The sequence below is a fragment of the Arthrobacter sp. BGA-UO-ETr-C19 genome (assembly GCF_059568005.1).
Genome location: NZ_JCAQPC010000008.1, coordinates 96151 through 120571 on the forward strand (window position 1 = coordinate 96151; position 24421 = coordinate 120571).

General features: G+C 67.8%; 26 protein-coding genes. 19 read left to right on the forward strand and 7 right to left on the reverse strand.

The window, feature by feature from the left end:
- Positions 1 to 48: 48 nt before the first annotated feature.
- Positions 49 to 1530, forward strand: coding sequence for a MocR-like transcription factor YczR (gene yczR / locus AC57BR_RS03475; RefSeq protein ID WP_496358366.1), 1482 nt, complete (start codon positions 49 to 51; stop codon positions 1528 to 1530).
- 59 nt (positions 1531 to 1589) lie between these two features.
- Here the strand turns inward: yczR and AC57BR_RS03480 are convergent, their stop codons facing one another.
- A complete protein-coding gene (locus AC57BR_RS03480; RefSeq protein WP_496358367.1) occupies positions 1590 to 2282 on the reverse strand; it encodes an SRPBCC family protein in 693 nt (230 codons plus the stop codon).
- Positions 2275 to 2904 (reverse strand): helix-turn-helix domain-containing protein, encoded by a 630-nt coding sequence (locus AC57BR_RS03485; RefSeq protein WP_496358368.1) that lies wholly within the window; start codon positions 2902 to 2904, stop codon positions 2275 to 2277. Before AC57BR_RS03485 ends, AC57BR_RS03480 begins: the two co-directional genes overlap by 8 nt.
- A 159-nt stretch (positions 2905 to 3063) precedes the next feature.
- Here AC57BR_RS03485 and AC57BR_RS03490 point away from each other — a divergent pair, with 159 nt between their 5' ends.
- Positions 3064 to 4005, forward strand: coding sequence for an RluA family pseudouridine synthase (locus tag AC57BR_RS03490; protein WP_496358549.1), 942 nt, complete (start codon positions 3064 to 3066; stop codon positions 4003 to 4005).
- 15 nt (positions 4006 to 4020) lie between these two features.
- On the opposite strand, the gene AC57BR_RS03495 is transcribed toward AC57BR_RS03490, so the two are convergent.
- Positions 4021 to 4554 carry an O-acetyl-ADP-ribose deacetylase gene (locus AC57BR_RS03495; protein WP_496358369.1) on the reverse strand — a complete coding sequence of 178 codons (534 nt, stop codon included), beginning with the start codon at positions 4552 to 4554 and terminating at the stop codon, positions 4021 to 4023.
- A gap of 132 nt (positions 4555 to 4686) precedes the next feature.
- Between AC57BR_RS03495 and AC57BR_RS03500 the strand changes: the two genes are divergently transcribed.
- Positions 4687 to 5316: a DedA family protein gene (locus AC57BR_RS03500; RefSeq protein WP_496358370.1), complete on the forward strand. Its 630-nt coding sequence runs from the start codon at positions 4687 to 4689 to the stop codon at positions 5314 to 5316.
- A gap of 32 nt (positions 5317 to 5348) precedes the next feature.
- Here the strand turns inward: AC57BR_RS03500 and AC57BR_RS03505 are convergent, their stop codons facing one another.
- On the reverse strand, positions 5349 to 5654 hold the full coding sequence (locus AC57BR_RS03505; RefSeq protein ID WP_496358371.1) for a hypothetical protein: 306 nt from the start codon (positions 5652 to 5654) through the stop codon (positions 5349 to 5351).
- 171 nt (positions 5655 to 5825) lie between these two features.
- Between AC57BR_RS03505 and AC57BR_RS03510 the strand changes: the two genes are divergently transcribed.
- From AC57BR_RS03510 to AC57BR_RS03565, 12 genes are read left to right on the forward strand one after another with little or no spacing between them, the layout of a single operon-like run.
- A complete protein-coding gene (locus AC57BR_RS03510) occupies positions 5826 to 6155 on the forward strand; it encodes a hydrogenase maturation nickel metallochaperone HypA/HybF (protein ID WP_496358372.1) in 330 nt (109 codons plus the stop codon).
- Positions 6156 to 6158: 3 nt separating this feature from the next.
- Positions 6159 to 7076 carry a hydrogenase nickel incorporation protein HypB gene (hypB, locus tag AC57BR_RS03515; RefSeq protein ID WP_496358373.1) on the forward strand — a complete coding sequence of 306 codons (918 nt, stop codon included), beginning with the start codon at positions 6159 to 6161 and terminating at the stop codon, positions 7074 to 7076.
- Between the two features lie 30 nt (positions 7077 to 7106).
- On the forward strand, positions 7107 to 8165 hold the full coding sequence (locus tag AC57BR_RS03520; protein ID WP_214854920.1) for an NADH-quinone oxidoreductase subunit B family protein: 1059 nt from the start codon (positions 7107 to 7109) through the stop codon (positions 8163 to 8165).
- A 28-nt stretch (positions 8166 to 8193) separates the two neighbouring features.
- Complete coding sequence (locus tag AC57BR_RS03525) at positions 8194 to 9987, forward strand: nickel-dependent hydrogenase large subunit (RefSeq protein WP_496358374.1); 1794 nt, start codon at positions 8194 to 8196, stop codon at positions 9985 to 9987.
- A gap of 3 nt (positions 9988 to 9990) precedes the next feature.
- Complete coding sequence (locus tag AC57BR_RS03530; protein ID WP_496358375.1) at positions 9991 to 11181, forward strand: NifU family protein; 1191 nt, start codon at positions 9991 to 9993, stop codon at positions 11179 to 11181.
- Between the two features lies 1 nt (position 11182).
- The gene (locus tag AC57BR_RS03535; protein ID WP_496358376.1) at positions 11183 to 11968 is read left to right on the forward strand and encodes a DUF5947 family protein; all 786 of its coding nucleotides are present in this window, start codon (positions 11183 to 11185) and stop codon (positions 11966 to 11968) included.
- Entirely contained in the window at positions 11965 to 12618 is a 654-nt protein-coding gene (locus tag AC57BR_RS03540) for a DUF6084 family protein (protein WP_496358377.1), read from the forward strand. Before AC57BR_RS03535 ends, AC57BR_RS03540 begins: the two co-directional genes overlap by 4 nt.
- Entirely contained in the window at positions 12615 to 14030 is a 1416-nt protein-coding gene (locus AC57BR_RS03545; RefSeq protein ID WP_496358378.1) for a hypothetical protein, read from the forward strand. The genes AC57BR_RS03540 and AC57BR_RS03545 overlap by 4 nt, the downstream gene beginning before the upstream one ends.
- A complete protein-coding gene (locus tag AC57BR_RS03550; RefSeq protein WP_377951729.1) occupies positions 14027 to 14146 on the forward strand; it encodes a DUF6893 family small protein in 120 nt (39 codons plus the stop codon). The genes AC57BR_RS03545 and AC57BR_RS03550 overlap by 4 nt, the downstream gene beginning before the upstream one ends.
- Positions 14143 to 14739, forward strand: a complete 597-nt coding sequence (locus tag AC57BR_RS03555; protein ID WP_496358379.1) for a hydrogenase maturation protease — start codon at positions 14143 to 14145, stop codon at positions 14737 to 14739. The genes AC57BR_RS03550 and AC57BR_RS03555 overlap by 4 nt, the downstream gene beginning before the upstream one ends.
- A gap of 14 nt (positions 14740 to 14753) precedes the next feature.
- Positions 14754 to 15059 (forward strand): HypC/HybG/HupF family hydrogenase formation chaperone, encoded by a 306-nt coding sequence (locus AC57BR_RS03560; protein ID WP_496358380.1) that lies wholly within the window; start codon positions 14754 to 14756, stop codon positions 15057 to 15059.
- Entirely contained in the window at positions 15037 to 15387 is a 351-nt protein-coding gene (locus AC57BR_RS03565) for a hypothetical protein (RefSeq protein WP_496358381.1), read from the forward strand. The genes AC57BR_RS03560 and AC57BR_RS03565 overlap by 23 nt, the downstream gene beginning before the upstream one ends.
- A gap of 18 nt (positions 15388 to 15405) precedes the next feature.
- Here the strand turns inward: AC57BR_RS03565 and AC57BR_RS03570 are convergent, their stop codons facing one another.
- Positions 15406 to 16179 carry a DUF6390 family protein gene (locus AC57BR_RS03570; protein WP_496358382.1) on the reverse strand — a complete coding sequence of 258 codons (774 nt, stop codon included), beginning with the start codon at positions 16177 to 16179 and terminating at the stop codon, positions 15406 to 15408.
- Positions 16180 to 16287: 108 nt separating this feature from the next.
- Positions 16288 to 16953, reverse strand: a complete 666-nt coding sequence (locus tag AC57BR_RS03575) for a DUF3841 domain-containing protein (protein WP_496358383.1) — start codon at positions 16951 to 16953, stop codon at positions 16288 to 16290.
- 211 nt (positions 16954 to 17164) lie between these two features.
- Between AC57BR_RS03575 and AC57BR_RS03580 the strand changes: the two genes are divergently transcribed.
- The 3 genes from AC57BR_RS03580 to AC57BR_RS03590 are packed head-to-tail and all read left to right on the forward strand — an operon-like array spanning position 17165 to position 20172.
- The gene (locus tag AC57BR_RS03580) at positions 17165 to 18292 is read left to right on the forward strand and encodes an ABC transporter substrate-binding protein (protein WP_496358384.1); all 1128 of its coding nucleotides are present in this window, start codon (positions 17165 to 17167) and stop codon (positions 18290 to 18292) included.
- Positions 18285 to 19421: a FecCD family ABC transporter permease gene (locus AC57BR_RS03585; protein WP_496358385.1), complete on the forward strand. Its 1137-nt coding sequence runs from the start codon at positions 18285 to 18287 to the stop codon at positions 19419 to 19421. The genes AC57BR_RS03580 and AC57BR_RS03585 overlap by 8 nt, the downstream gene beginning before the upstream one ends.
- Complete coding sequence (locus tag AC57BR_RS03590; RefSeq protein ID WP_496358386.1) at positions 19414 to 20172, forward strand: ABC transporter ATP-binding protein; 759 nt, start codon at positions 19414 to 19416, stop codon at positions 20170 to 20172. Before AC57BR_RS03585 ends, AC57BR_RS03590 begins: the two co-directional genes overlap by 8 nt.
- A 234-nt stretch (positions 20173 to 20406) precedes the next feature.
- Here the strand turns inward: AC57BR_RS03590 and ppc are convergent, their stop codons facing one another.
- A complete protein-coding gene (gene ppc, locus AC57BR_RS03595; RefSeq protein WP_496358387.1) occupies positions 20407 to 23217 on the reverse strand; it encodes a phosphoenolpyruvate carboxylase in 2811 nt (936 codons plus the stop codon).
- Between the two features lie 327 nt (positions 23218 to 23544).
- Between ppc and AC57BR_RS03600 the strand changes: the two genes are divergently transcribed.
- Positions 23545 to 24369 (forward strand): DUF1684 domain-containing protein, encoded by an 825-nt coding sequence (locus AC57BR_RS03600; protein WP_496358388.1) that lies wholly within the window; start codon positions 23545 to 23547, stop codon positions 24367 to 24369.
- The last annotated feature ends 52 nt before the right edge of the window (positions 24370 to 24421 follow it).

Genomic DNA, 24421 nt, shown 5'->3' on the forward strand with positions numbered 1-24421 from the left:
AAGCAGAACTGGCCTTATTTTCCATGGCCAGTTTGAAATACTGGCCTCATGTCCGGATCACTCTCCCCCACTGCCCTCGCCCGCCTCCTGGGCCAGTGGCACCACGGCAACGCTCCCGCCTACCGCGAGCTGGCCGACGTCGTGCGCCTTTTGGTTCTGGACGGGCGCATCCCGCTGGGGACGGCACTGCCCAGCGAACGGACACTGTCCGCCACCCTCGCGGTCAGCCGCACCACGGTGACAGCGGCGTATTCCAGCCTGCGCGAGCAGGGGTTCCTGAGCAGCGGCCAGGGCACGCGTGGCCGCACGTGCCTGCCGCGAACGGCGTACGGCACAGGCAAACAGCGGGATTCCCAGGCTGGGTTGTCGGGGGCGCCGGGCCTGGCGGTTCCCGACGGCGTCATCGACCTCGCGTACGCGTCGCTCCCGGCCAGCGGTGAAGCGGTCCACCAGGCCTTCGCAGCCGCCCTCACCGAGCTTCCCGCCCTGCTGCCCGGCTTCGGCTACGATGCCTTGGGCGTGCCGGCCCTGCGGGAAGCGATTGCCGGCCACTATACCGACGCCGGGGTTCCCACCTCGCCCGGACAGATCCTGGTGACGTCCGGCGCGCAGCATGCCCTCAACATCGTGCTGCGGGCGTTGGTCGGCAAGCAGGACAAGGTCCTCGTGGAGCAGCCGACCTACCCGAACGCGCTCGACGCCATCCGTGCCACTGGATGCCGCATCGTTCCGGTCCCCCTTCCCCCTGCGTCGGTGCGGGGCTGGGATCTGGACTCGACCGAATCCGCCCTGGTGCAGCACCGTCCCCGCATGGCCTACACGGTTCCCGACTTCCACAACCCCACCGGCCGGCTGATGCCCGACGCGCAGCGCCGCCGGCTGGTCCGCGCGGCCGCGGCGTCGGGCACGGTCCTGGTGGTGGATGAGACGCTCCGTGAGCTGAACCTCGACGGCGGCACAACGGCTCCGCTGGCTTCCTTCAGTCCGGCGGTGGTGTCCATCGGATCGCTGAGCAAGTCCCACTGGGCGGGCATGCGGACGGGCTGGATCCGCGCGTCGGAGAGCCTGATTCAGCGATGCGCAGCCGTCCGGACCACGATGGACCTTGGCGGCCCGGTGGTGGAGCAGCTCGCGGCAGCCCACCTGGTGCGCAGCCTTGCCGATCCCCTGCCGGCCCGCCTGTCCGCGCTCCGCGAGAACCGCTCCGCACTGCTGGAGCTGCTCAAGGTCCACCTGCCGCAGTGGGAGGCGGAACGGCCCGACGGCGGCCTGGCCGTCTGGTGCCGGCTGCCGTCCCCGAGCAGCACGGCACTGACCGTGATCGCCCCGGAACTCGGCATCAGGCTAGCTGCCGGCCCGCGCTTCGGTGTGGGCGGCGTGTTTGAGAATTTTCTTCGCATTCCCTTCACGCTGCCGCCGGACCAGCTGGAGACGGCTGTCCTCGCACTGCGGGCCGCCCAGGACAGGCTGGAGGCCGCCCCGCAGCTTAGGCGGACGCTCAGGGACTCCCCCGCCGCCGCCATCGCCTAACGCCTGGCGGCTCCACGACGACTGCGCGTCGTCAGGCAGACGACGAGTCCCGGGCTGGTCTACGCGTAGACCTTTCCGAGGAATGAACCCCAGGCATTGGCAGTCGCCACGGAATCCCCGCTGCCGCCGAAGTCGTGGACGGTCATGCCCACGGGTGCGCCGAACGCGTTGCGGCCAAAGAACCGGTACATGGTGTCCGCCGTCCGCAGGCCCAGGAAGTTCTCGTTGGAGAAGTCCACTTGCCCGCTAAGCCGCCCGACGCCGTCGACCTCCACATCAAAACTCTCGCCCTGCGACGCATTGTCCACGCCCAGGGCTTTCTTGAGCCGCACAAAGCCATGTGGCGTCTGCGATTCTGCTGGCCCCTGGACGTCCGTGAAAACCACGGGCTGGCCGTCGAAGTGCCTCAGGTACTGGCCCAGGGTGTGCAGGTAGAACTCCGTGTGCTTGCTGGCACCGTCGTACTGCTGGTCCCAGCTGTCCGCGAAGATGCCGCTGTGGACATAGTGGAGCCTGGCCCGGCCGCCGTCGACCGGCTCCAGTACATGCTCGAGCTGGTTGAACCAGCCATCCGGACCGTCCATGCGCGACACCAGGTGCTGCGGATACTCCTCCACGGTTTTCACATCCGGCCACTGGTCCGTGGGGAACATCCAGCCCGGGGTGCCCTTGGTTACGGCTTCCCAGACCCGCTCCGGGGTGCCGGGCAGCTCGGTGTCAAAAACGATCTCGAATTCCCTGTCGTCAGTCATTGTCCTGCTCCTTGGCTGGGATGGTTGTGGTTGAGTCGTGTGCTTCCGGCTTGAGTGCGGGGTGAAGCGCGACGACGAGCCGGTGCTTCCGCCCTCCGGCACCGCCGTGGTGGTACTGGTCCACAAGCCGCGTGACCGCCACGCCGAGGTCCTCGGCGAACGCGGCCCTGTCCGCGGCGGTGCGGAAGGTGATCTCGCCGTCGATCGCGAACGTGGCGAGTTTCTGCCGCGCGGCGGCGGCACCGGCGATGAGCTTGCCCACTTCCTGGACCATGCGGCCGGCGAGCGCCAGCAGCCAGAAGGCGGAGAAGCGGTCCGCAAATCGGTGCGGATCCGGTGCCACCGACTGCAGCGCCACCGGGGAAATGAGGTAGGAGGCTGCCGTGGCCCGAAGCACGCGTTCGGTGACGTTGCCCTTGCGGCGCTCCTCCACCAGCTCGACGAGGCCATGCCGCTCGAGTGCCTTGAGGTGGTAGTTCACCTTCTGCCGCGGCAGCCCCACCTTCGCGGCGAGCTGTGTGGCCGACCCGGGCTCCGCCAGCTCCTGGAGTATGCGGGTCCGGATCGGATCCAGCGAAGCCTCGGCCGCCGCCGGGTCCTCGATCACTTCGATGTCCAACATGCTTCAAGTATCTTCACCGACAATTTTATTTGTCAAGAACTTTTTTCTCGTCCGTCACCGAGTTCGCCGGAATGGTGCGGAGTCGCCGGAACGTTCCGGCGACCTCGCACGGTTCCGGCGAACTCGACGCCGGCATGGGCAAAGTAGAATGGACCGGTGATGCAATCCCCCCTTCCCGTGCGCGACGGCGTGAACGCGACCCGCCTGCGCCTCCCGGACGAAGGCCCCTGGGACACCGCAATGGACTACATGATGCACCGCTGGGGGCACATCGACCCGCAGGGCATCGAGGACCGGTTCGACGCCGGTGAGATCGTGGGCGAAGGCGGCATCCCCCTGCACCGCGGCACCAGGCTCGAGGACCACACCTTCATCTGGTACTACCGCACGCTCCCGCCGGAAACCCGGCTGCCCGTGGAGCTGAACATCCTGCACCAGGACGAGCACATCCTGGTGGTGGACAAGCCGCACTTCCTGCCCACCACGCCCGGCGGAACGTACATCCAGGAATCGGCGCTGGTCCGGCTGCGGAACCAGCTGAACCTTCCGGATCTGATACCCATGCACCGCCTGGACCGGATGACCGCAGGCATCCTCCTGCTCTCGACCAACCCCGAGACACGGGGCAAGTACCAGGTGCTATTCGAGAAGCGCCAGGTCCAGAAGGAATACGAATGTGTGTCCGCCGCCGAACCGGCTGCCGGGCATCCCGCCGTCGACTTCCCGGTGGTGGTCCGCAACCGGATGACCAAGTCCCGCAGCTATCTTCTGGCGGAGGTCATCGACGGCGAGCCGAACGCGGAGACGCGCATGGACCTGCTGCGAACGTTCGACGCCGGGACTCCGTCAGGTGCCCCGGAACGGCGCGCGCTCTACCGGCTTGAACCGCACTCCGGGAAAACCCACCAGCTCCGGGTGCACATGGCATCGCTGGGCCTGGGCATCCTGCACGATTCGTTCTACCCGGAGCTGCTGGACAAGGCCCCGGACGACTACACCAGGCCGCTCCAACTGCTGGCGCGCGGCATCCGCTTCGTGGACCCCATCACGAAGAAACCCGTCGAGTACCGCAGCCGCCTCCAGCTGAGCGAAGTCCGCTAACCAGAGCGACGTCCGCTAGGAAGCACCCTCAAGGACGCTGCGGAAGACCGCCACGGTTTCCGGGCCGAAGAGCACGAACTCCACCAGCTCCACCCCGCCCTCGGCAGAGCGGGCGGCGGCGTACGACCGGACGGCGTCGAAGGCCACCTGCGCCACCTGGCCGGCGTTCCAGCCGTAGACCCCGGCGCCCACAGCGGGGAAGGCCAGAGACCGGACACCCAGGCCCTCGGCAACCCGCAGGCTCTCGGTGAAGCAGGACGCCAGCAATGCGGGATTGGTCTGCCCGGCATGGCGGTTGGGGCCGACGGTGTGGATGACCCACTGAGCCCGCAGCCCGTACCCGGGGGTGGCCACGGCAGCGCCCACCGGCAGCCCGTCCCGGAGCGTCGTTGCCCTCAGTTCGCGGCAGGCGGCCAGCAGTTCCGGCCCCGCGGCCCGGTGGATCGCCCCGTCCACGCCACCACCGCCCAGCAGCGATGAATTGGCCGCATTCACCACCGCGTCCACCGGCCGCCCGGTGATGTCACCCTCAACGATCTCTATCCGCATGCAGCCAGTGTGGCACCCTCATACGGCCAGGCGTAGAGGTTCGGGCCGGTGGAGGGGGTGGGCCGGCGAACGGCTCCGTCCGGCGCGGAGGTTTCCCGGCGCTCCCCGTTGGAGGTGCGGTACCTTGTGCAGATGGACTTCGGTAATCCGGACACCTGGAGCACGGCAATCTATTTCTGGATCATTCCCGCTGTCCTCGGCGATGCCATTTTTCCGCCCATTCCGTCCGAGATGGTCCTGATCACGGGCGGTGCGCTGTCCGCCGAAGGGCGGGCCAACCTGTTCCTGGTCGGCATCCTCTCCGCCACCGCATCATGGCTGGGCGACGTGGTGGTGTTCCAGCTGTTCAAGCGGCGGCTGAGCCATATCCTGGACCGCTGGACATGGGGCAGGAAAATCCACCACGGCATCCACGAGGCCATCGCCAAGGCTGGACGGTCCTCCACCTACGGCACCATCATCGGGGCACGCTTCATCCCGGGGGGAAGGCTTGCCACGTCCGCGGCCGCAGGCATCGCCGACGTTTCCACTCCGGGCTTCAGCCTGTGTGCCGGGCTGGGGGGTGTCCTGTGGGCGACGTGGCTCGTCGGCCTTGGCTACTTCACCGGCTCCACCACCCGGCTGCCCTTCTGGGCGAGTTCGCTGATAGGTGTTGCCGTTGGCCTGGTGATCGGCGCCGTCGTGGGTCTGATCGTGACGCGCCGGCGCGGCGACCGCTCGCCCGTGGACGAACCGGGCGATGTCCCTGGCCCAGGCGACTAAGGTCCGCCCGGCTAAGCCCTGCCCCCCGAACCTTAGACGGGCGCCCAGCGGCCCCGGCTGCGGCGGAGCACCGAAAGCGAGCCTGTCAGCGCAACGCGTTCGACGGCGTCGCGCATCACTGCTGCAGACTCCCGGGCCGCGCTGTTCTCACTGTTGTATTCGGTGGCCTCCACGAGGAACCGCAGGTTCAGCTGCGGCACGCCGCCGGCCAGTTCCAGCTGGTGCGACTCCACGTGGTGCCGGGACCGCAGCGCCTCGACAGCGGTGTCCATCACGGCCTCCGGAGGGTTGCCCGGCTTCAGCCCGGTGATCTTGAGTCTGGTCTGGAAGGACGGCATCATCCCACCCTAGCGCCGGCGCGAAGGACACTGCGTGAACGTACACTTGACGCCCTAATTCAGGCCCCGCAGGGCCTTAACCGTCCGTTCGCGCCGAGGAACGGCGGGCGGGTATTGGGACGGTTGCGTTTTGTCTGGCGCGAGCCTATCTTGGCAGGAAGGGGCGCGATTATGCACGAACTCTCCATCACGCAGGGCCTTGTCGACGCCGTTCTCAACCGCACAGGCGAACGGACGGTCACGGCGGTCAACCTGAGGATCGGTCCCCTCTCCGGCGTACTGGCTGATGCCGTGCGCTTTTGTTTTGACGTGGCAACGGCCGGCACCCCGCTGGCCGGCGCGCGGTTGCGGATCGAGGAACCGCAGGGCCGCGGACGGTGCCGCAGCTGCCAGGACGAATTCACCCTGAGCGATCTCATTTTGCTGTGCCCTTGCGGAAGCGCGGACGTCGAAGTCCTCAGCGGCCGCGAGCTCATGCTGATGTCTGTGGAGGTGGCATAGGACATGTGTACAACATGCGGTTGCGGCGACGAGGCCGGCACCCGCATTTCAAACCTCGCAGGGGAACTGCAGACGCCCGGGCAGGGGCACCTGCACAGCCATACCGATGAGCACGGGCGCACGTACACGCACGGGCACACTCATGAGCACTCCCATCAGCACGATCACGGGCATTCCGACGGGCATCACCATGCGGATCCGGGCAAGGAGACCATCCTGCTCGAGCAGAACCTGCTGGCCAAGAATGACCTGCTGGCCGCGACGAACCGCGGCTGGCTCGCGGGCCGGGGAGTCCGTGCCTTCAACGTCATGAGTTCACCGGGTGCCGGCAAGACCACCCTGCTGGTCCGCACCCTGGGGGAGCTTGGCGGGCGCCTGAACGCGGGCGTCATCGAGGGGGACCAGGAGACGTCCCTCGACGCGGACCGCATCCGCGCCACGGGGCGCCCGGTCATCCAGATCAACACCGGAGCCGGCTGCCATCTCGATGCCGACATGCTGCGGCACGGCCTCGATGCGCTGTCCCCGGAGCCGGGCTCGACGGTGTTCATTGAAAATGTGGGCAACCTCGTGTGCCCCGCGCTTTTTGACCTCGGCGAAACAGCCAAGGTGGTGATCGTTTCGGTAACGGAAGGTGATGACAAACCCCAGAAATACCCGCACATGTTCATGGCAGCCGACCTCGTGATCGTCAACAAGTCGGATCTGCTTCCCTACGTCGAATTCGACGTCGACGAGTGCCTGCGCCGCATCCGGCAGATCAATCCGCGGGCCGAATTCCTCACCCTGTCCGCCACCAGCGGCGAAGGCCTCGCCGGCTGGTACGGCTGGCTCGACGGCGCCACCTCCCCGGCGGCGGCGCCCGCCTCCGGAACATCCCGGTCAGTTCCACTGGCCGGCTCCCTGACAGAAGCACACTGAGCCCCGCAAGGGCCACCGAAAGAGGCAACGATGCCTACGGAAACTTCCCTAAAGGCCGAAGAAGCCCTCATCCACGTGCTGTGGATCAATGCAGGGCTCAGTTGTGACGGCGACTCGGTCGCCTTGACGGCGGCTACCCAGCCGAGCGTCGAGGAAATCGCCCTCGGCGCACTGCCCGGGCTGCCGAAGATCGCCATGCACTGGCCGCTGATCGACTTTGAATGCGGTCCGCAGGAAGGGGCCGACGATTTCCTGGAATGGTTCCGCAAGGCGGACCGGGGCGAACTGGAACCGTTCGTGCTGGTGGTCGAGGGATCCATCCCCAACGAAAAACTCCATGACCCCGGCGGCTACTGGTGCGGGTTCGGCAATGACCTCGAGACCGGCCAGCCGATAACGACCAGCGAGTGGCTGGACCGCCTGGCCCCGAAGGCCACCGCCATCATCGCCGCCGGAACCTGCGCCACCTACGGCGGCATCCATGCCATGGCGGGCAACCCGACCGGCGCCATGGGCGTGCCGGACTACCTCGGCTACGACTGGAAGTCCAAGGCCGGCATTCCCATTGTCTGCGTGCCCGGATGCCCGATCCAGCCGGACAACCTTTCCGAAACCATGACCTACCTGCTGTACCAGGCCACCGGCCAGGCGCCGATGATTCCCCTGGACGAGGCACTGCGTCCCACATGGCTGTTCGGCAAGACGGTCCACGAGGGCTGCGACCGGGCCGGCTACTACGAGCAGGGTGACTTCGCCACCGAGTACGGTTCCCCCAAGTGCATCGTCAAGCTCGGCTGCTGGGGTCCCGTGGTGAAATGCAACGTGCCCAAGCGCGGCTGGATGAATGGCATCGGCGGCTGCCCCAACGTCGGCGGCATCTGCATCGGCTGCACCATGCCGGGCTTCCCGGACAAGTTCATGCCCTTCATGGATGAGCCGCCCGGCGGCAAGTTCTCCACCAGCACCATCCGGCCCTACGGCTCCGCCATCCGGACCCTGCGGGGCATCACGACGCACACGCTGGACCAGGAGCCCAAGTGGCGCCGGCCCGGAACCGAGCTCCTCACCGGGGCCCGGCGCACCTGGTAATCCACCCCATTCCAGACAGGCGAAGACAATGACGTCAACAATTCCCATGGGTTCCGGAAGCGGAACGGGCAACAACAACCTGGTGGAGATGAACTGGGATCCCATCACCAGAATCGTCGGCAGCCTCGGCATTTACACGAAGATCGATTTCGAGAATAACCAAGTCGTGGAATGCAAAAGCACTTCCTCGATCTTCCGCGGCTACTCCATTTTCATGAAGGGCAAGGACCCCAGGGACGCCCACTTCATCACCAGCCGCATCTGCGGGATCTGCGGCGACAACCACGCCACGTGCTCCTGCTATACGCAAAACATGGCCTACGGCGTCAAGCCACCGAACCTGGGCGAATGGATCGTCAACCTGGGCGAAGCCGCCGAGTACATGTTCGACCACAACATCTTCCAGGAGAACCTGGTCGGCGTGGACTACTGCGAAAAGATGGTCTCGGAAACCAACCCCGGTGTCCTGGCCAAAGCCGAGAACACCAGGGCACCGCACGAGGCCGACCACGGCTACCGGACCATCGCCGACATCATGCGCTCGCTGAATCCGTTTACCGGCGAGTTCTACCGGGAAGCGCTGCAGGTCAGCCGCGCCACCCGTGAAATGTTCTGCCTCATGGAGGGACGCCACGTGCATCCCTCCACGCTCTATCCGGGCGGCGTGGGGACAGTGGCCACCATCCAGCTGATGACGGACTACCTCACCCGGCTCATGCGCTACGTCGAGTTCATGAAGAAGGTCGTCCCGATGCACGACGACCTGTTCGATTTCTTCTACGAAGCCCTGCCCGGCTACGAGCAGGTGGGGCTGCGCCGGACCCTGCTGGGCTGCTGGGGATCGCTGCAGGACCCGGACTACTGCAACTTCGAGTACAAGGACATGACCGAGTGGGGCCGGAAGATGTTCGTCACCCCGGGCGTGGTGGTGGACGGCAAGCTGGTCACCACCGACCTGGTGCGGATCAACCTGGGCCTGCGGATCATGCTCGGCTCCTCGTACTACGAGGACTGGGAAGACCAGGAAATGTTCGTCACCCACGATCCCTTGGGCAACCCGGTGGACCGCAGGCATCCCTGGAACCAGCACACCAACCCGCGGCCGCAGAAACGTGACCTGAAGGAGAAGTACAGCTGGGTCATGTCCCCGCGGTGGTTCGACGGCGAAAACAACCTCGCCCTGGACACCGGCGGCGGCCCGCTGGCACGGCTCTGGGCCACGGCGCTCGCCGGACTCCTGGACATCGGCTACCTCAAGGCCACCGGCAGGAGTGTCCAGATCAATCTGCCCAAAACCGCGCTGAAGGGACCGGTCACTTTCGAGTGGAACATCCCGCAGTGGAGCAACACGCTCGAACGCAACCGCGCCCGCACCTACTTCCAGGCCTACGCCGCGGCCGCTGCGCTGCACTTCGCGGAAAAGGCCCTCGAGGAAATCCGGGCCGGCCGCACCAAGACGTGGGAAACCTTCGAGGTCCCCGATGAAGGCATCGGCTGCGGCTTCACTGAGGCGGTCCGCGGGGTCCTGTCCCACCACATGGTGATCCGCGACGGCAAGATCGCCAACTACCACCCCTACCCGCCCACCCCCTGGAACGCCAGTCCCACCGATTCCAACGGCGTGGCCGGCCCCTATGAGGACGCGGTCCAGGGGCAGCCGATCTTCGAGGAGAACGACCGGGAGCACTTCAAGGGCATCGACATCATGCGCACCGTCCGCAGCTTCGACCCCTGCCTGCCCTGCGGTGTCCACATGTACCTGGGCAACGGGCAGACGCTGGACATGCTGCACTCCCCCACCCAGACCCTGACCGGCGAGTAGGCCATGCTCGGCGGGGACCGGCCGCCGCTGCAGAACGGCGACCAAATCGGCACACTCCTTGACGCCCTCGGCGCCGGTGGGGCGGTGGCCCGCGGCCGTGCCGAGGACCTGGTCCGGCAGGTGACAGACCTCTACGGCGCCGGGCTGCAGCGGATCATGGAGATCCTGCAGGACCAGGGAAAGCTCGACGGCGCCACTCTGGAAGCGCTGACCGCTGACAGCCTGGTGGCCGGAATCCTGGTCATCCACGGGCTGCACCCCCATTCGTTGGAGGCACGGGTGGCCGCGGCGCTGGACAGCGTCCGGCCCTACCTGGGCTCCCACGGCGGTGACGTGGAACTGGAAGGCATCAGCCCCGACGGCGTGGTGCGGCTCAAGCTGCTGGGCACCTGCCAGGGCTGCCCGTCGTCGTCCGTCACCCTCAAGTACGCCGTTGAGGAGGCAATCCAGAACGCCGCCCCCGAAGTGACGGCCATCGACGTCGTCGAGGCGGAAAAGCAGCCGGGTGCGCCGGCGCTGATTCCGGTGGACTCGCTGCTGGTCCGGGTGAACAACCCGGCGGGCGGCACGCCCGCGGAAGCCTGGCACGACATGTCCGGCGGCACGTGGGAACCCGTTCCGGAGATCGCCGGGCTCGAACCCGGCGAGGTGGCAGGTTTCCTCGTCGGCGGCTACCCGGTGCTGGCCTGCCGCACCGGACAGGACATCTACGCCTACCGCGACTACTGCCCCCGCTGCACCGGCTCGATGGCCGGCGCCGTGCTGCAACGCGCCCTCGCGGCACCCGTTGGCGGAGGCCTGCTCACCTGCCCCACCTGCCGCGGCCACTTTGACGTACGGCGCGCCGGCGCCTGCCTCGAGGACAAGGACCTGCACCTGGAGCCGCTACCGCTGCTGGTCCGTAGCGGAGTCATGTCCGTGGCGGTCCCGACAGTGTCCGTGCAGTCCCCGCCGTTGCCGGTTCCACCCGTACCGGTGGCCCCGGCAGAGGTAACGCCGGTGCAAGCACTCCCGTTGGTGACACCGGCCAGCCTGGACATCCCGGCCGTGCCCGCACCTGCGCCGGCGGCCGCCATGGCACCGGCCGTGCCCGCACCTGCGCCGGCGGCCGCCATGGCACCGGCCGTGTCTGCCCCTGCGCCGGCGGCCGCCATGGCACCGGCGTTGCAGGCAGCCGCGGGACAGGACAGCTGACATGAACGCGGAAAACGGAGGAGGTACAGGGCGTGGCGCGGGGAACGGCCAGGCCAGCGGCGCCTTGCCGGTGGCCCTGCTGCGGCGGATTTCCGCGAACCGGCCCGCTCCCGCCGCCGGGGAATGCTGCGAAATGTGCGGCGAACCGATCCCCGACGCACACCAGCACGTGGTGGACCTGGAGAGCCACGCGATGATGTGCACCTGCCGGCCCTGCTACCTCCTCTTCACCGATGCCACCGCCCACATGCGCTACCGCTCCGTACCGGACAGATACCTCTCCTTCCCCGACTTCGATCTCGGCCCGGGGCAGTGGGACGAACTGGAAATCCCGGTAGGCCTCGCATTCTTCTTCCGCAGCTCCAGGCTCGGCCGCACGGTGGCGTTCTACCCTGGCCCGGCAGGGGCCACGGAATCGGAACTGCCCCTCGCCGCCTGGGACGGCGTGCTGGCCCGCAACCCTGCCCTCGGCCTCGCGGCGCCGGACACCGAGGCGCTGCTGATCCGCGGCCCGGGTCCGGGCAGGGCCGCCGCGGACTGCCACCTCGTTCCGGTGGACGCCTGCTACGAGCTGGTGGGCCGGCTGCGCCGCCTCTGGCGCGGGTTCGACGGCGGCCAGGAGGCGCGTGATGAGCTCACCGCCTTCTTCGACCGGATCGGCCGCCGCAGCATTCCGGCACCGGCAGACCCCGCCGGCGAGGCATCTGCGAGCGCGGCATCACGCAGCACGGCGTCACGCGGCACGGCGTCCGGCAGCCGCGCGTCCGGCACGGGAGGCTTCCGGTGACTGACCTTTCCTTCGCCGTCCTGGAGATCCGGCCCGAACCCTACGCCGCCGCCCCGCAGCTGACGGCCCGGCTGCAGGTGTCGGAAGGCACCGGTGCCGTGGTGCACGCCGTGGCGCTGCGCTGCCAGGTCCGGATCCTGCCGCAGCGCCGCGGCTACGCGCCCGAGGAGGAGGCCGGCCTGCTGGACCTCTTCGGCGACCGGGGGCGCTGGCCCACCACCCTCAAGTCGTTCGTCTGGATGCAGTGCAGCACCATGGTGCAGGGTTTCACGGGCAGCACCGAGGTGGACCTCCCGCTGCCCTGCACGTTTGATTTCGACGTTGCCGCCGCCAAATACCTGCATGCGCTGCACGACGGCGAGATACCACTGGAGCTGCTGTTCTCCGGCACGGTGTTCACCAGGGGGCAGACGGGGTTCACCGTGGAACAGGTGCCCTGGGACCTTGAGGCGTCCTACCGGCTGCCCGTCGCATCCTGGCGCAGCCTCATGGACCAGTATTTCCCCAACGCCGGATGGATCCGTCTGGACCGGGACGTCCTGGCAGCACTCGCCCAGTACAAGTCCTCACGGGGCCTCACGTCCTGGGAGGCCGCGGTGGAGAAACTGCTCGCCCAGGTCACCGCCGATGCATCCGGGGACCGGCCATGAACACTAGCCTGGCCCTTGCCCGTGCCGTCGCCGACGCCGTCCTCTATGAGGGCTACCTGCTCTACCCCTACCGTGCCTCCGCCCAGAAGAACCAGGCCCGCTGGCAGTTCGGGATCCTGGGTCCGCCGGGGGCCGCCGAGGACGGCAGCGGAGAGGAGCCGTCCATGTCAGCCGACTGCCTGCTTGCCCCGGGAGCCCAGTCCGGGCTCGAAATCCACTTCCGTTTCCTGCAGCTGCAGGCGCGCACGGCAGAAAAAGCGGACGACGGCGGCCGGTTCACTCCCGTGGACAGCCTCGCCGTCGGCGGTGCGAACTGGCTGAGCTGGGACGAGGCCGTCGAACAGGAAACGTCGTTCGGGCCTTTCTCCGTGGCCCAGCTCCGGGCCGGACAGGTCCTGCCCGTGGAGGTCCCGGAGGGACTCGACGTAGAGGAACTCAAGGACGACGCCGGGAGGCCGGCCGGCAGACTGGTGCGCCGCCGTCGTGCTCTCCGCGGTGAACTGCGGCTAAGCGCCGCCGAAGATTCCGGCGGGCTGCGGCTCAGCGTCACCGTTGCCAACACGGCAGGTCCCCCGCCGGCCCATCCCCTGCCTGCCCATCCCCTGCCTGCCGGGAACCGGCAGGACGCCACCGCGGTCTCCTTCATCGGGGCACACGTGTTGCTCTGCGTGCGGGACGGGGACTTCGTCTCTCTGCTGGACCCGCCAGGGTGGGCGCAGCCGGCAGCACGGCGGTGTTCCCAGCACCGCTGCTGGCCCGTGCTGGCGGGCCCGGAAGGCCAGACCGACGTGCTGCTGATCTCACCCATCATCCTGTACGACCACCCCGCCGTCGCCCCGGAAAGTTCGGTGGCGCTGTACGACTCCACCGAGATCGACGAGATCCTCACATTGCGGGTGCTGACGCTGACCGACGAGGAAAAGGCCGAAGCGCGGGCGACGGACCCGCGGGCGGCCGCCGTCATCGACCGGTGCGAGGCGATGTCGCCGGAGGACCTCCAGCAGCTGCACGGCGCTCTGCGGAACCCGCACGCGTTCGCCGCGGATCCCGCCGATGCAGCGGAACCCGCGGAAGCATGGACCACAGCCGGCCAGGACGTTCCCTGGTGGAATCCTGAGGCGGAGGCCAGTGTCCGGCCGGACGAGGACGCCGTCGTGATCAACGGCGTGGCGGTGGCGCGCGGCAGCCGGGTGAAGGTGCACCCGAAGCGGCGCGCCGACGCCCAGGACCTGTTCTTCGGCGGACAGACCGGGCGGGTCACCAGCGTACATTTCGACGTCGACGGCAGTACCCACGTCGGGCTCGTCCTTGAGCAGGATCCGGCGGCCGATCTCCATGAGGGCTACGGCCGGTCCTTCTACTACGCGCCCGACGAACTGGAACCGCTGGAGGGAAAGGAAAACCCGCAATGAAGGCAATAGGAATGGCCACTGTGTCAGTGCTGGCAGCGATGGCCCTCTGGGGCATCTACATCGGGATCCGCGCGGTTCCGGACATCCGCCGGTACATGAAAGTGCGGCGGATGTGAGCGGCGCGAGCAGGGTCGGGACAGTGCCGCAGGGTTCCGTCCCTGAGGGTTCCGTCCCGCGGGGTTCCGGCGAGCGCACCGGCTGCGTCCTCGTGGCCGGCGTCGGGAACATGTTCCTGCACGACGACGGTTTCGGTCCCGAGGTGGCGCGGCACCTCGCCGCCCGCCCGCAGCCGCTGGACCCCGGCGTCCGGGTGGTGGACTACGGCATCCGCGGCATGCACCTGGCCTATGACCTGCTCGCCGGCGTCGACGTCCTGGTCCTCGTGGATACGGTGCCCGCGGACGGGAACTCGGCCCCCGGCAGTATCCGCGTGCTGCAGGTCAGCGCGGCGGACCTGGACGGCAGGGCCGTGCTCGATCCGCACGGCATGGACCCGGCGGCCGTGCTGGGCAGGCTTCGGTCCATGGGCGGCAGCCTGCCTGCCACGTATGTGGTGGGCTGTGTCCCGGCAGACCTGTCCGAGGGCATCGGCCTCTCGCCAGCAGTGGCCGCGGCGGTGTCCGAGGCGGCCGCCGCCGTCGGGTCCCTGCTCGGCCGGCAGATCTCCACTCCAAGCTCCTCCACTCCAAGCTCCTCCACTCCAAGCTAAGGCGGTGTCCGTACATGTGCCTCGGAATACCCGGCAGGGTCGTTGAACTCCTCGAGGGCTACGGCGGCCAGCTCGCGCTCGTGGACGTAGCCGGAGTGCAGCGGAAGATCAACATCGGGCTGCTGGATAAGGGCCCTCTCGAACCCGGGACATGGGTCCTGATCCACATGGGCTTCGCGCTGGAACGCGTGGACGCCGCGGGCGCAGCACAGGCCATGGACGGACTGGAACTGATGGGCCGCCCGGCGGACAGCGGACCCGGATCCCAGCCGGCACAACCACCCCAAGGAGGGCAGCATGTCACCCACGAACCAGCCTGATTCCGACGACAGGCAACAGGGCACCCCTCAGGGCACCGCACCAGGTACGGCGCGGGCCTTCGGCAGTGAACCGCCGCTGAAGGAACCCGCCCAGCCCGGAGCGGACGAAACCCCGGAGGACGCGGCACCGGCTCCCGCCGACGTCGGTGTCAGCACCACCCGAAGGGGCGAGGACGTCATCAAGGAGGAGGGCTCCGAGCCTGGGCGCGAGCACACGGGATCCGACGAAACTCCTGCCGGCAGGCCGACCGGCGAGTCGTCCGCCCGCGATGCCACCGCAGTCAAGACCCCCGAACATCCCGACGGCGCGGCGCCGCAGTCGCCATAGGCAGTCGAAGGGCTGGTGCTAGTGTTCGAGCGCTATGGCCGCGCCGCGGTGCTCGACTCCACTGTTGGCGATCCGAAGGTGCCGGGCAGTAAAGTGCTTCAGCTGCTGGAGCTGGTGGGCGGAGAGTTGGTCGCAGACCCAGTCCCAGTGCAGCGAGACGACGTCGCCCACGGCCAGCCCTTCCACGAAGCCGGTTCCGTTCACGGCGAACTTGGCCGACTCCACCACGGGTTCACCGATGTCCAGGGCTGCGCCGTCCCATACCAGCGGCCGCGACCGCACGACGGCGTCGTCCCCGGAGACCGCGAGCACCTGCCCCCAGCGGATCCGGCACCTGTCCAGCACGTTCAGCGCGGTGGCGTGCCGGCGTTCGTCGCGGAGCAGGCCCAGCCACGGGTAGATCTCGAACACGTGGAAACTGTGGTGCGGGACCCCGCCGGCCAGCACGCCTTCCACCAGATGGGGGAACTGCCGTCCGGTGCGGGCCCGGAACCTGTCCTCCATCGAGTTGCCGATGTTCGTGATGCCAACGGAATCAAGCAGGCTGTTGCCCACCCAGTAGGCCTCCACCACCCGGGCGTCCAGCGGATCGGCAATGCCGTGTGACCCCGCAATCAGTTCGAGGTAGGGCCAGGCTCCGGCAAAGCCCTTGGCCAGCTCGCGGAGTCCCTGGTCCGTGACGCCCGACTGCCCGTAATGCAGCAGGGCGTCACTGTCGGGCGGCCCGCAGCTCCCGCGTGAATTGGGCGGATAGGCATAGCGGACAAACAACTGGGCACCACCGATAACCATCCCGTGGCCACCTTCTGCGAGCGTCTTCTGAAAGTAGCACCGGGTCATGTCGCGGACAAGGGCTCGTGATGGCCGCCCTGCACGTGGGCCTTTCCAGATGAGATGTGTTCACCTTACGAGCCTGGCAGCCTCCACGACATCGTCCTCAAACAGGGAGTGCACAGTGGCCTGCCAAGACTCGTAGCGGCCGTAGTTCGCCGGATCCAGGAAGAACTCCCAGCTTTCCTCGAGCTCCGTCCGCACATCCACCGGCCAGTTCCGGTATTCCGTTTCCAGTGCAATGCCGGCCGCGCGGACGCGGTCGTCAACCTCCTCGAAGATGCGGTCCAGCCGGGCACTGTAGGCTTCGTCGCTCTCGTCGGGGAGCTCAATAATCAGCGGGTGCCGGTTCAGCGCCGCGTGCCAATCACCGTATTGCGAGAGCAGTACCCGTTCCCGGGGCACTTTGCATGTCAGAAGCACGTCCCCCCGTGAATCCCGGCAGAGTTCCACGAGGTCCTGACGTCGAATCTGCGCCCAAAACCAGACCGCCCCGTCGCCTGTCGTGGGCAGCCGTGCTGCCATCTGCCGATACAGCCAGCCGTAGGCGTCTGCATGCAGCGGCTCCACGCGGGAGGGATCGGGCATGAGCACCCCGCTGGACACCAGTTCCTCGAACGCCTCTTCGGTCTGGATGGTGTGGAGCAGGAGCATGTCCGCGGAAAGGTCGTAGCCCATGCGTCCCCGCGGGACAGCGTCGGCGGGGCGGGCGTTCTTAATCTGAAATGCAGGCACAGGATCATCATGGCCGAGAGCACCGACAGGTTGGGACATTGCGGGAAGCCGGCGGACCGGAATCGAGTCCTTCACCAGAAGGCGGACACGACGCTCCGCGGGCATTCTCAAATGATTCTTCGAATACGCTCCGCGGGCAGCTTTCATCAACGCGTTGACAGCCCTGCCCCTGAAGCGGATGCTGTGAAGACCCACGCGCAGGGAGTCAACGATGACAGCTGCAGACCTAAACCGCCGCGCCGCCCTACAGGTGTTCATTGCAGGCGGCTCCGCCGCGCTGCTGGCAGGATGCGGCGCATCCGGCACCGCCCCGCCGTCGTCCCCTGCGGGCAGCAGCATCAGCCTCACGGACCAGCGCGGCAAGACCCTGTCCTTTGCCCGGCCGGTGGCGCGGGTGGTGACCATCCCGATGCCCTCGGCGTCCCTGCTGGTGGCCGTCGACCGCAGCGCCGACCATCTCGCGGCCATGCACAACGCCTCCTGGGTGGCCATGCGGGACGGCATCATGGGCGCCATGTTTCCCGCCGCCCTGGACCTCCCGCACGACATCGCCACCCAGGACTTCACCGCCAACGTTGAAAGCATTCGGGCCCTCAACCCGGACGTGGTGGTCCAGTGGTCGGACGCACAGCTCATCGAGCCCCTCGAGAAGGCCGGCCTTCAGGTTCTGGGGCTGAAGAACTCCGGCACGCAGGAGGACGTGGACGCCTGGGTGGCCATGTTTGCCGCCATGCTGGGCAAGCCCGAACGTGCCACCGAGCTTAAGGCCCGCAGCGACAGGGAACTCGCCGAGGTCAAGGCACTGGCGTCCGGGCGGGCGTCCCAGGGTCCGAGCATCCTGTACTTCAACCGCTTCACCGGCGGGCTCAAGGTTGCCGGCGCCAACAGCTACAACGACTTCTACATCAAGCTGGTGGGCGCCTCCAACCCGCCGACCGGCAAGGATCCGCTGACCGGTTCCGGCATGGTGGGCGTGGACATTGAGCAGGTCCTGCGCTGGGACCCCGAGGTCATCCTGCTGGGCAATTTCGACGCCGCCATGCCGCAGGACATCTACTCGGATCCGGTGTGGCAAAACGTGTCCGCGGTCCGCACGAAGCGAGTCTACAAGGTCCCGCTGGGCGGCTACCGCTGGGATCCGCCCGGGCAAGAGTCGCCGCTCATGTGGCGCTGGCTGGGCGACATCGCCTTCCCGCAGCAGAGGTCGGCGGTGCGGGACAAGGCTTCCGAATACTTCAGGTTCCTGTATAACCACGAGCTCACGAAGGCCGAACTGGACAAGATCCTCCGGACCGCGGAGAACGGGCAGTCCGCCAACTACCGGCAGTTCAATGCTTGATGAGGCCGGCGCTCCACGGTTGCGAAGGCGGGTGCGGACGGCGCTGCCGCGGGCGGGCCCGGCTTCTGCCGCGGGCGGGGCGGTGGAACGAGAGGCGACGGAACGACGGCGGGTACCCGCCGTCGTCGTTCCCATTGCCCTTAGTGCCTGCTTCCTGACCGCAGTGGCGGTGCTGGCATTGGCGGTGGGGCGCTACGGCGTGCCGCTGGATCACGTGGTCCAGATCCTGAGCGCACAAATGGCGCCGATCCCGGTTCAAGCCAGCGGCACCGAACAAAATGTGGTGCTGCTGGTCCGGCTGCCCCGGGTGCTGCTCGCTTTGCTGGTGGGCGGCGGCCTGGCCATCGGCGGCGCAGCGCTGCAGGCCATTTTCCGCAACCCCCTGGTCAGCCCCGAGATCATCGGTGTCTCCGCCGGCGCGTCCTTCGGCGGTGCCCTGGCGCTGCTGCTCGGCCTGGGCCCGTTCCTCCTGGTGGGCGGCTCCTTTGCCTGCGGGCTGCTGGCCCTCGGAACCTTGTTCCTGATCACCTCGGGCCGGGCGGGGACGCCGCTGCTCATGATCGTGCTCGGCGGCGTGGTCACGGGGTCCTTCTTCTCCGCCCTGGTTGCCCTGGTGACCTACATTGCGGACCCCAACACCACGCTTCCCGCCATCGTCTTCTGGCTGCTCGGCAGCGTGTCTACGGCCACCTTCGCCAAAGTCGCGGTGGCCCTCATCCCTGTCCTCGGCGGAGCCGCCGTCCTCGTGGCCCTGCGCTGGCGGATCGACGTGCTGTCACTCGGCGACGAGGACGCGGCGGCGTTGGGTGTGCGCCCGCGCCCGCTCCGGTGGGTGGTGCTCGTGTCCGTGGCACTGATCGTGGCCGGTGCGGTGGCGGTCAGCGGAGCCGTCAGCTGGGTTGGCCTGGTGATCCCGCACCTTGCCCGGATGTGGGTTGGCCCGGACCACCGTGTCCTCCTGCCCGTGTCCTTCCTGCTGGGCGGCGCCTACATCGTCCTGGTGGACACCATCGCCCGCACAGCCACCGCCGGAGAAATCCCGCTCGGCGTCCTCACGGCCCTGATCGGCGCACCCGTGTTTTTCCTGCTCCTGCGCCGGAACCGCGAAAAGGTCTGGGACGGTGCTTGAACTCGACGGCGTAGGCTTCGGTTATTCTCCCCGGGACTGGGTGTTCCGCGGCGTCAGCTTTCGCGTGCCGCCGGGAACCGCCACCGCCGTACTGGGACCGAACGGCAGCGGCAAGACCACGCTGGTGCGCTGTGCCGCGGGACTGCTGGACCCGCAGGAGGGAACGGTCCGGCTCAGCGAGAGCGCCGGCTACGTCCCGCAGGCGCACGGCAGCGCCTTTGCCTACCGGGCACTGGACATGGTCCTGATGGGGCGCGCCCGGCACGTTGGAGTGTTCCGGACACCCGGGCCCTCCGACCATGAGGCAGCACTGGAGGCGATGGAGCGGGTAGGCGCGGCCGGGCTGCGGGACCGGCGTTTCCCCACCCTGAGCGGCGGCGAGCAGCAGCTGATCCTGATCGCCCGGGCCATTGCCGCCGGATCGCCCGTCCTGGTGCTGGACGAGCCCGCGACCGGCCTCGACCTCAAGAACCAGGCCCGTGTCCTGACGCTGCTGCGCGAACTGATGGCGGACGGAATGGCCCTGCTCCTCAGCACCCACCATCCCGACCACGCCCTGCACCTTGCCGACCGCGTGGTCCTGCTGGGCCGTTCGGGGGTGCGGACCGGCGCGGCCGCGGAACTCCTGACCGACGCCCAGCTGTCGGCCCTGTACGGCGTGCGCGTGAGCACCGTGGCCTACACCGACGACGGCGACGGCTTCCCCAGCAGCACGCCCCGCCGGACCATCGTGGTGCACTACGGCAGTTGACGCTCCCTCACTTTTCGCACCAATTCCACCAACGCTTCCTCAGATCCCGTCGCCCAAGGCCAGACGCTTCCGCACAGAGTGAAGAAGCGTCTGGAAAAACCCGACCAGACGTGAGGACGCGTCTGGAAAAACCCGACCAGACGTGAGGACGCGTCTGGAAAAACCCGACCAAACGTGAGGACGCATCCGGAAAAACCCGACGAGACGTGAGGACGCGTTTGGAACCGGTGCGGGCTACCCGGTGTTGCGGAGGCCGGCTGCTACGCCGTTGACGGTGATGAGCATGGCCCGCTGCAGGCGCTCGTCGATCTCGGCGCCGGAGATGCCGGCATCCTCGGCACGCACGCGGCGGAGCAGTTCCACCTGGAGGTAGCTGATCGGGTCGAGGTACTGGTCGCGGATTTCCAGGGACCGCTTGAGCGTTGGCTGGGCATCCAGGAGCACGTTCTCGCCGGTGAGGTTCTGGATCTCGGAGACGGTGAGCTCGTACTCGTCGCGGATGGCGCGGAAGAGGTGGTGCAGTTCCGCCGGGACCAGGGTGTCAACGTAGTATCCCGCGATTTCCATGTCCGTCTTGGCCAGGGTCATCTCCACGTTGGAGAGCACCGAGCGGAAGAAGTGCCAGCCGTGCATCATCTCCACGAGCTGGGCTGAGTTGCCCGCTTCGCGTGCCGCCTTCAGCCCGGAACCGACGCCGAACCAGCCCGGCACGATCTGCCGCGACTGGGTCCAGCCGAACACCCACGGGATGGCGCGCAGGCCGCCCAGCCCCGCACCGGAGTCCGGGCGCTTGGACGGGCGGGAGCCGATGTTCAGCGAACCGAGCTGTTCCACCGGCGTCGAGGCCAGGAAGTACGCAGGCAGGTCCGGGTGGTCGATGAGGCTGCGGTAGCGCGCAAACGCGGCATCGGAGATGGTCTCCATGACATGACCGAAGCGCTCGCGCTGGTCGTCGGACGTACGCGGCGTGCGGTGCAGCGCAGACCCCTGCAACACGGCGGCGAGGGACAGCTCCAGGTTCTCGCGGGCAAGCTCCGGCAGGGAGTACTTGTCCGAGATGACCTCGCCCTGTTCGGTGAACTTGATTTCGCCCTCGAGGACGCCGTTGGGCTGCGCCATAATGGCATCGTAGGTGGGTCCGCCGCCACGGCCCACGGAACCGCCGCGGCCGTGGAACAGGCGCACGCGGACGCCGTGCTTGGAGGCGATGTCGCGCAGCTTGCGCTGGGTCTTGTGGATTTCCCACTGGCTGGTCATCACGCCGGATTCCTTGTTGGAGTCCGAGTAGCCAAGCATGACTTCCTGGACGTCCCCGCGCAGGCGGACCAGCTCGCGGTAGGACGGGTCGGACAGCAGCTCGTCCACGATTTCCGCCGAGGCCCGCAGCTCCTCAACCGTTTCCAGCAGCGGCGCGAAGCCGATCTTGGCGTACGGCGCATCGCCGAAGAGGCTGACCAGGCCGGCTTCGCGGGCCAGGACGGCGGCGGCCAGGACGTCATCGGCGCCGCGGGTCATGGAGATGATGTACGTTTCGATGACGTCGGGGCCGTAGGTGCGCAGGGCCCTTCGGATTTCACGGAAGACGTCGTACGTGCCGTCAGCGACGCCGTCGAGCTTGATCGGGTGGCCGGACAGCGGACGGCGGGAGGCGAGCTCCGCGCTCAGGACCTCGAGGCGCTCGCCCCGGGTCAGCTCGGCATAGCGGATGCCGGGACCACCTAGGCGGTCCATGAGCTGGCCCACGGCGTCATGGTGGTGGTCTGCGTGCTCGCGGATGTCGAGGGTGGCGAGGTGGAGGCCGAAGGAGGCGATGGCCCGGCGGACACGCGCCAGCGCGCCGTCCGCGGCGAGGGATGCCGAATGGTTGCGCAGGGACAGTTCCAGCAGCTCGAGTTCGCCAATGAGCTCTTCGGTGGAGGTGTAGTCGCGGCCCGGCTGGTGCTTGGATCCGGCGACGACCCGCTTGCCGGTGTTAATGAGCTTGGCCTTGATGCAGGTCAGCTTCAGCCGGTAGGGCTCCTGGGCGTTGAGCTCCAGGATGCGGCGGTCCAGTCCGGGCAGCTTCGCGAGGTCGGCGTCGATCGAATCGAGCAGTGACTGGTCGGCGCCGGCGAGGGCCGTCGAGTTGGACAGGATCGAGATGAGCTCGTCGATCATGGCGATGCTGATCCGCACCGCGTTCTGGTTCTGGAGCTGCAGGATCTCATGGGTCACCGCCGCGGTGACGTTCGGGTTGCCGTCGCGGTCACCGCCGATCCAGGAACCAAACCGAATCGGGGCGTTGTGGGCCGGGAGCGCAACGCCGTGCTCGCCGAGGAGTTCCGAGAAATCCGTGAGCATCTCCGGCAGCGCGTCCGTCAGGATGCTGTTGAGGTAGTAGATGGCGTTGCGGGCCTCGTCCACGGGAGTTGGCCGGACCTGGCGCAGCTCGTCCGTCTGCCACATCTGGTCGATCATCTCCGACAGCTGGCGGTCCTGCCGGCGCCGGGCGGTGGTGCCCTCCTCCGTGGCCTGGGCCAGGACGTCCGAGAGCTTGCGGATCTTGTCCAGCACGGAACGGCGGGAGGCCTCGGTGGGGTGCGCGGTGAAGATCGGCCGCACGTCCAGCTCGTTGACGACTTCCTGCAGCACCGCCGGGCCGGCCTGCCCCGCGATATCCTCGACGGCCTTGGCCAGCCAGCCGTCCTTCTCCTGCCGGGTGCGCAGCCGGCGGACCCGGTGGACCTGCTCCGCGGCGTTGGCGAGGTGGAAGTAGAAGGCGAAGGCTCGGACCAGGTCGGTCGCCTGCTCGAGCGGCAGGGAGGCGAGCAGCTCGCGGACCTGGGCAACGACGTCGTGGGCGCTCCACGGGCCGGTGGCGTCCGCGCCGCCCCGGGCGGCTTCCTTGGATTCCTTGGTGAGCAGGCGCACCTGCTCCACGAGGTCAAGGAGTTCGGGGCCGTGCTGGCGGACCAGCGATTCGCCCAGCAGGGTGGAGACCCGGCGCACGTCGGCGCGGAGTTCGGCGGCGAGATCTGTTTCTGAATTCATTGCAGTGTCAGCCATGGAAACTATCTTTCGAGTGTTCGACTTTGGCTCGTACACTGCGCTGGATACTGTGAGCCGGGTTACTGTTCCTATGGGATGTTACCCGCAGCCGGCCGCGGCCCGGGAATATGTCTCAGATGTTGTCGCGCCCTTGAACCGGGACGGCTGGCCGCTGTAGAGGGACTTCGGGCATCCCCGCCAGCGTCAGCAAGCTCACGACGGCGACGCAGACGTGCGCCGTGAGCACAACGTCCAGGACCATGTCACAAGGCTACGCGGAATGAAGCCCGGCCGCACCGGGTTGACCCCTAAGCTGGCCGGACTGACACCCATCTTGGAGGACACATGAGCACCGCAGCAGACGCCCAGCTGGAGCGCTGGCGCCGCTTCCGCAAAGGCCGCAATACCGCCCTGGCCGCCGAACACGGCTGGCTCACGCTCACATCGTTCCAATGGCTGGAAAGCCGGCCGGCCGCCGTCGACCTCGTCCCCGGACTGTGGTCGGCGGACGGCACGACGGCGACGCTCACCGCCGCGGCGTCCGACGGGCTGACGTTCGTGGAGACCGGGGAGCCGGTGGACGGGACGGTCACGGCAGTGCTCGCGAACGAGGAGTCGCTCATGTGGGTGCAGTTCGGCGGCGCGGACGGCCGGCAGGTGGTGGTGGAGCTGGCGATGCGCGCCGACAGGTACGCGGTCCGCACCCGCGATTCGAAGTCGCCGGTGTTCACCGAGTTCGACGGCGTACCCACCTTCGACTTCCGGCCCGACTTGGTGGTTGAAGCACGGTACGAGGCGTTTCCCGAGCCGGAGGACGTTCCGATTGCAACCGCGAACCCGCTGGTGGACGGGGTGCACCGCAGCGTGGGGGAACTGGTCTTCCGGCTGCCCGGCAAGGATCACGAGTACCGGCTTCATGCCGAAGAAGAGAAGCTCGGAGCACTGACCGTCACGTTCCACGACGAAACCAACGGCGAATTGACGGACGAGTGGCGCAAGGTCTCCACCGCGCGGCCCCGCCCCGACGGCTCGGTGATCCTGGACTTCAACCGGGCCATCAACTATCCCAGCGCCTTCACGCCGTACGGCACCTGCCCCATGCCGGTGAAGAACAACAGCCTGGACGCCAGGATCGAAGCCGGGGAGAAGCAGGCCGCCCTCGCCGACTAAGCGCGAACTGGCAGCTAATGACCCCTTAGCCGCGTTTTGAGGTCATCAGCTG

Excerpts from the sequence above, each read along its gene's own strand:
- yczR (WP_496358366.1), top strand. The coding sequence starts at position 49 with ATGTCCGGATCACTCTCCCCCACTGCCCTCGCCCGCCTCCTGGGCCAG.
- AC57BR_RS03480 (WP_496358367.1), bottom strand. The coding sequence starts at position 2,282 with ATGACTGACGACAGGGAATTCGAGATCGTTTTTGACACCGAGCTGCCC.
- AC57BR_RS03485 (WP_496358368.1), bottom strand. The coding sequence starts at position 2,904 with ATGTTGGACATCGAAGTGATCGAGGACCCGGCGGCGGCCGAGGCTTCG.
- AC57BR_RS03490 (WP_496358549.1), top strand. The coding sequence starts at position 3,064 with ATGCAATCCCCCCTTCCCGTGCGCGACGGCGTGAACGCGACCCGCCTG.
- AC57BR_RS03495 (WP_496358369.1), bottom strand. The coding sequence starts at position 4,554 with ATGCGGATAGAGATCGTTGAGGGTGACATCACCGGGCGGCCGGTGGAC.
- AC57BR_RS03500 (WP_496358370.1), top strand. The coding sequence starts at position 4,687 with ATGGACTTCGGTAATCCGGACACCTGGAGCACGGCAATCTATTTCTGG.
- AC57BR_RS03505 (WP_496358371.1), bottom strand. The coding sequence starts at position 5,654 with ATGCCGTCCTTCCAGACCAGACTCAAGATCACCGGGCTGAAGCCGGGC.
- AC57BR_RS03510 (WP_496358372.1), top strand. The coding sequence starts at position 5,826 with ATGCACGAACTCTCCATCACGCAGGGCCTTGTCGACGCCGTTCTCAAC.
- hypB (WP_496358373.1), top strand. The coding sequence starts at position 6,159 with ATGTGTACAACATGCGGTTGCGGCGACGAGGCCGGCACCCGCATTTCA.
- AC57BR_RS03520 (WP_214854920.1), top strand. The coding sequence starts at position 7,107 with ATGCCTACGGAAACTTCCCTAAAGGCCGAAGAAGCCCTCATCCACGTG.
- AC57BR_RS03525 (WP_496358374.1), top strand. The coding sequence starts at position 8,194 with ATGACGTCAACAATTCCCATGGGTTCCGGAAGCGGAACGGGCAACAAC.
- AC57BR_RS03530 (WP_496358375.1), top strand. The coding sequence starts at position 9,991 with ATGCTCGGCGGGGACCGGCCGCCGCTGCAGAACGGCGACCAAATCGGC.
- AC57BR_RS03535 (WP_496358376.1), top strand. The coding sequence starts at position 11,183 with ATGAACGCGGAAAACGGAGGAGGTACAGGGCGTGGCGCGGGGAACGGC.
- AC57BR_RS03545 (WP_496358378.1), top strand. The coding sequence starts at position 12,615 with ATGAACACTAGCCTGGCCCTTGCCCGTGCCGTCGCCGACGCCGTCCTC.
- AC57BR_RS03550 (WP_377951729.1), top strand. The coding sequence starts at position 14,027 with ATGAAGGCAATAGGAATGGCCACTGTGTCAGTGCTGGCAGCGATGGCC.
- AC57BR_RS03560 (WP_496358380.1), top strand. The coding sequence starts at position 14,754 with ATGTGCCTCGGAATACCCGGCAGGGTCGTTGAACTCCTCGAGGGCTAC.
- AC57BR_RS03565 (WP_496358381.1), top strand. The coding sequence starts at position 15,037 with ATGTCACCCACGAACCAGCCTGATTCCGACGACAGGCAACAGGGCACC.
- AC57BR_RS03570 (WP_496358382.1), bottom strand. The coding sequence starts at position 16,179 with ATGGTTATCGGTGGTGCCCAGTTGTTTGTCCGCTATGCCTATCCGCCC.
- AC57BR_RS03580 (WP_496358384.1), top strand. The coding sequence starts at position 17,165 with ATGACAGCTGCAGACCTAAACCGCCGCGCCGCCCTACAGGTGTTCATT.
- AC57BR_RS03585 (WP_496358385.1), top strand. The coding sequence starts at position 18,285 with ATGCTTGATGAGGCCGGCGCTCCACGGTTGCGAAGGCGGGTGCGGACG.
- ppc (WP_496358387.1), bottom strand. The coding sequence starts at position 23,217 with ATGGCTGACACTGCAATGAATTCAGAAACAGATCTCGCCGCCGAACTC.
- AC57BR_RS03600 (WP_496358388.1), top strand. The coding sequence starts at position 23,545 with ATGAGCACCGCAGCAGACGCCCAGCTGGAGCGCTGGCGCCGCTTCCGC.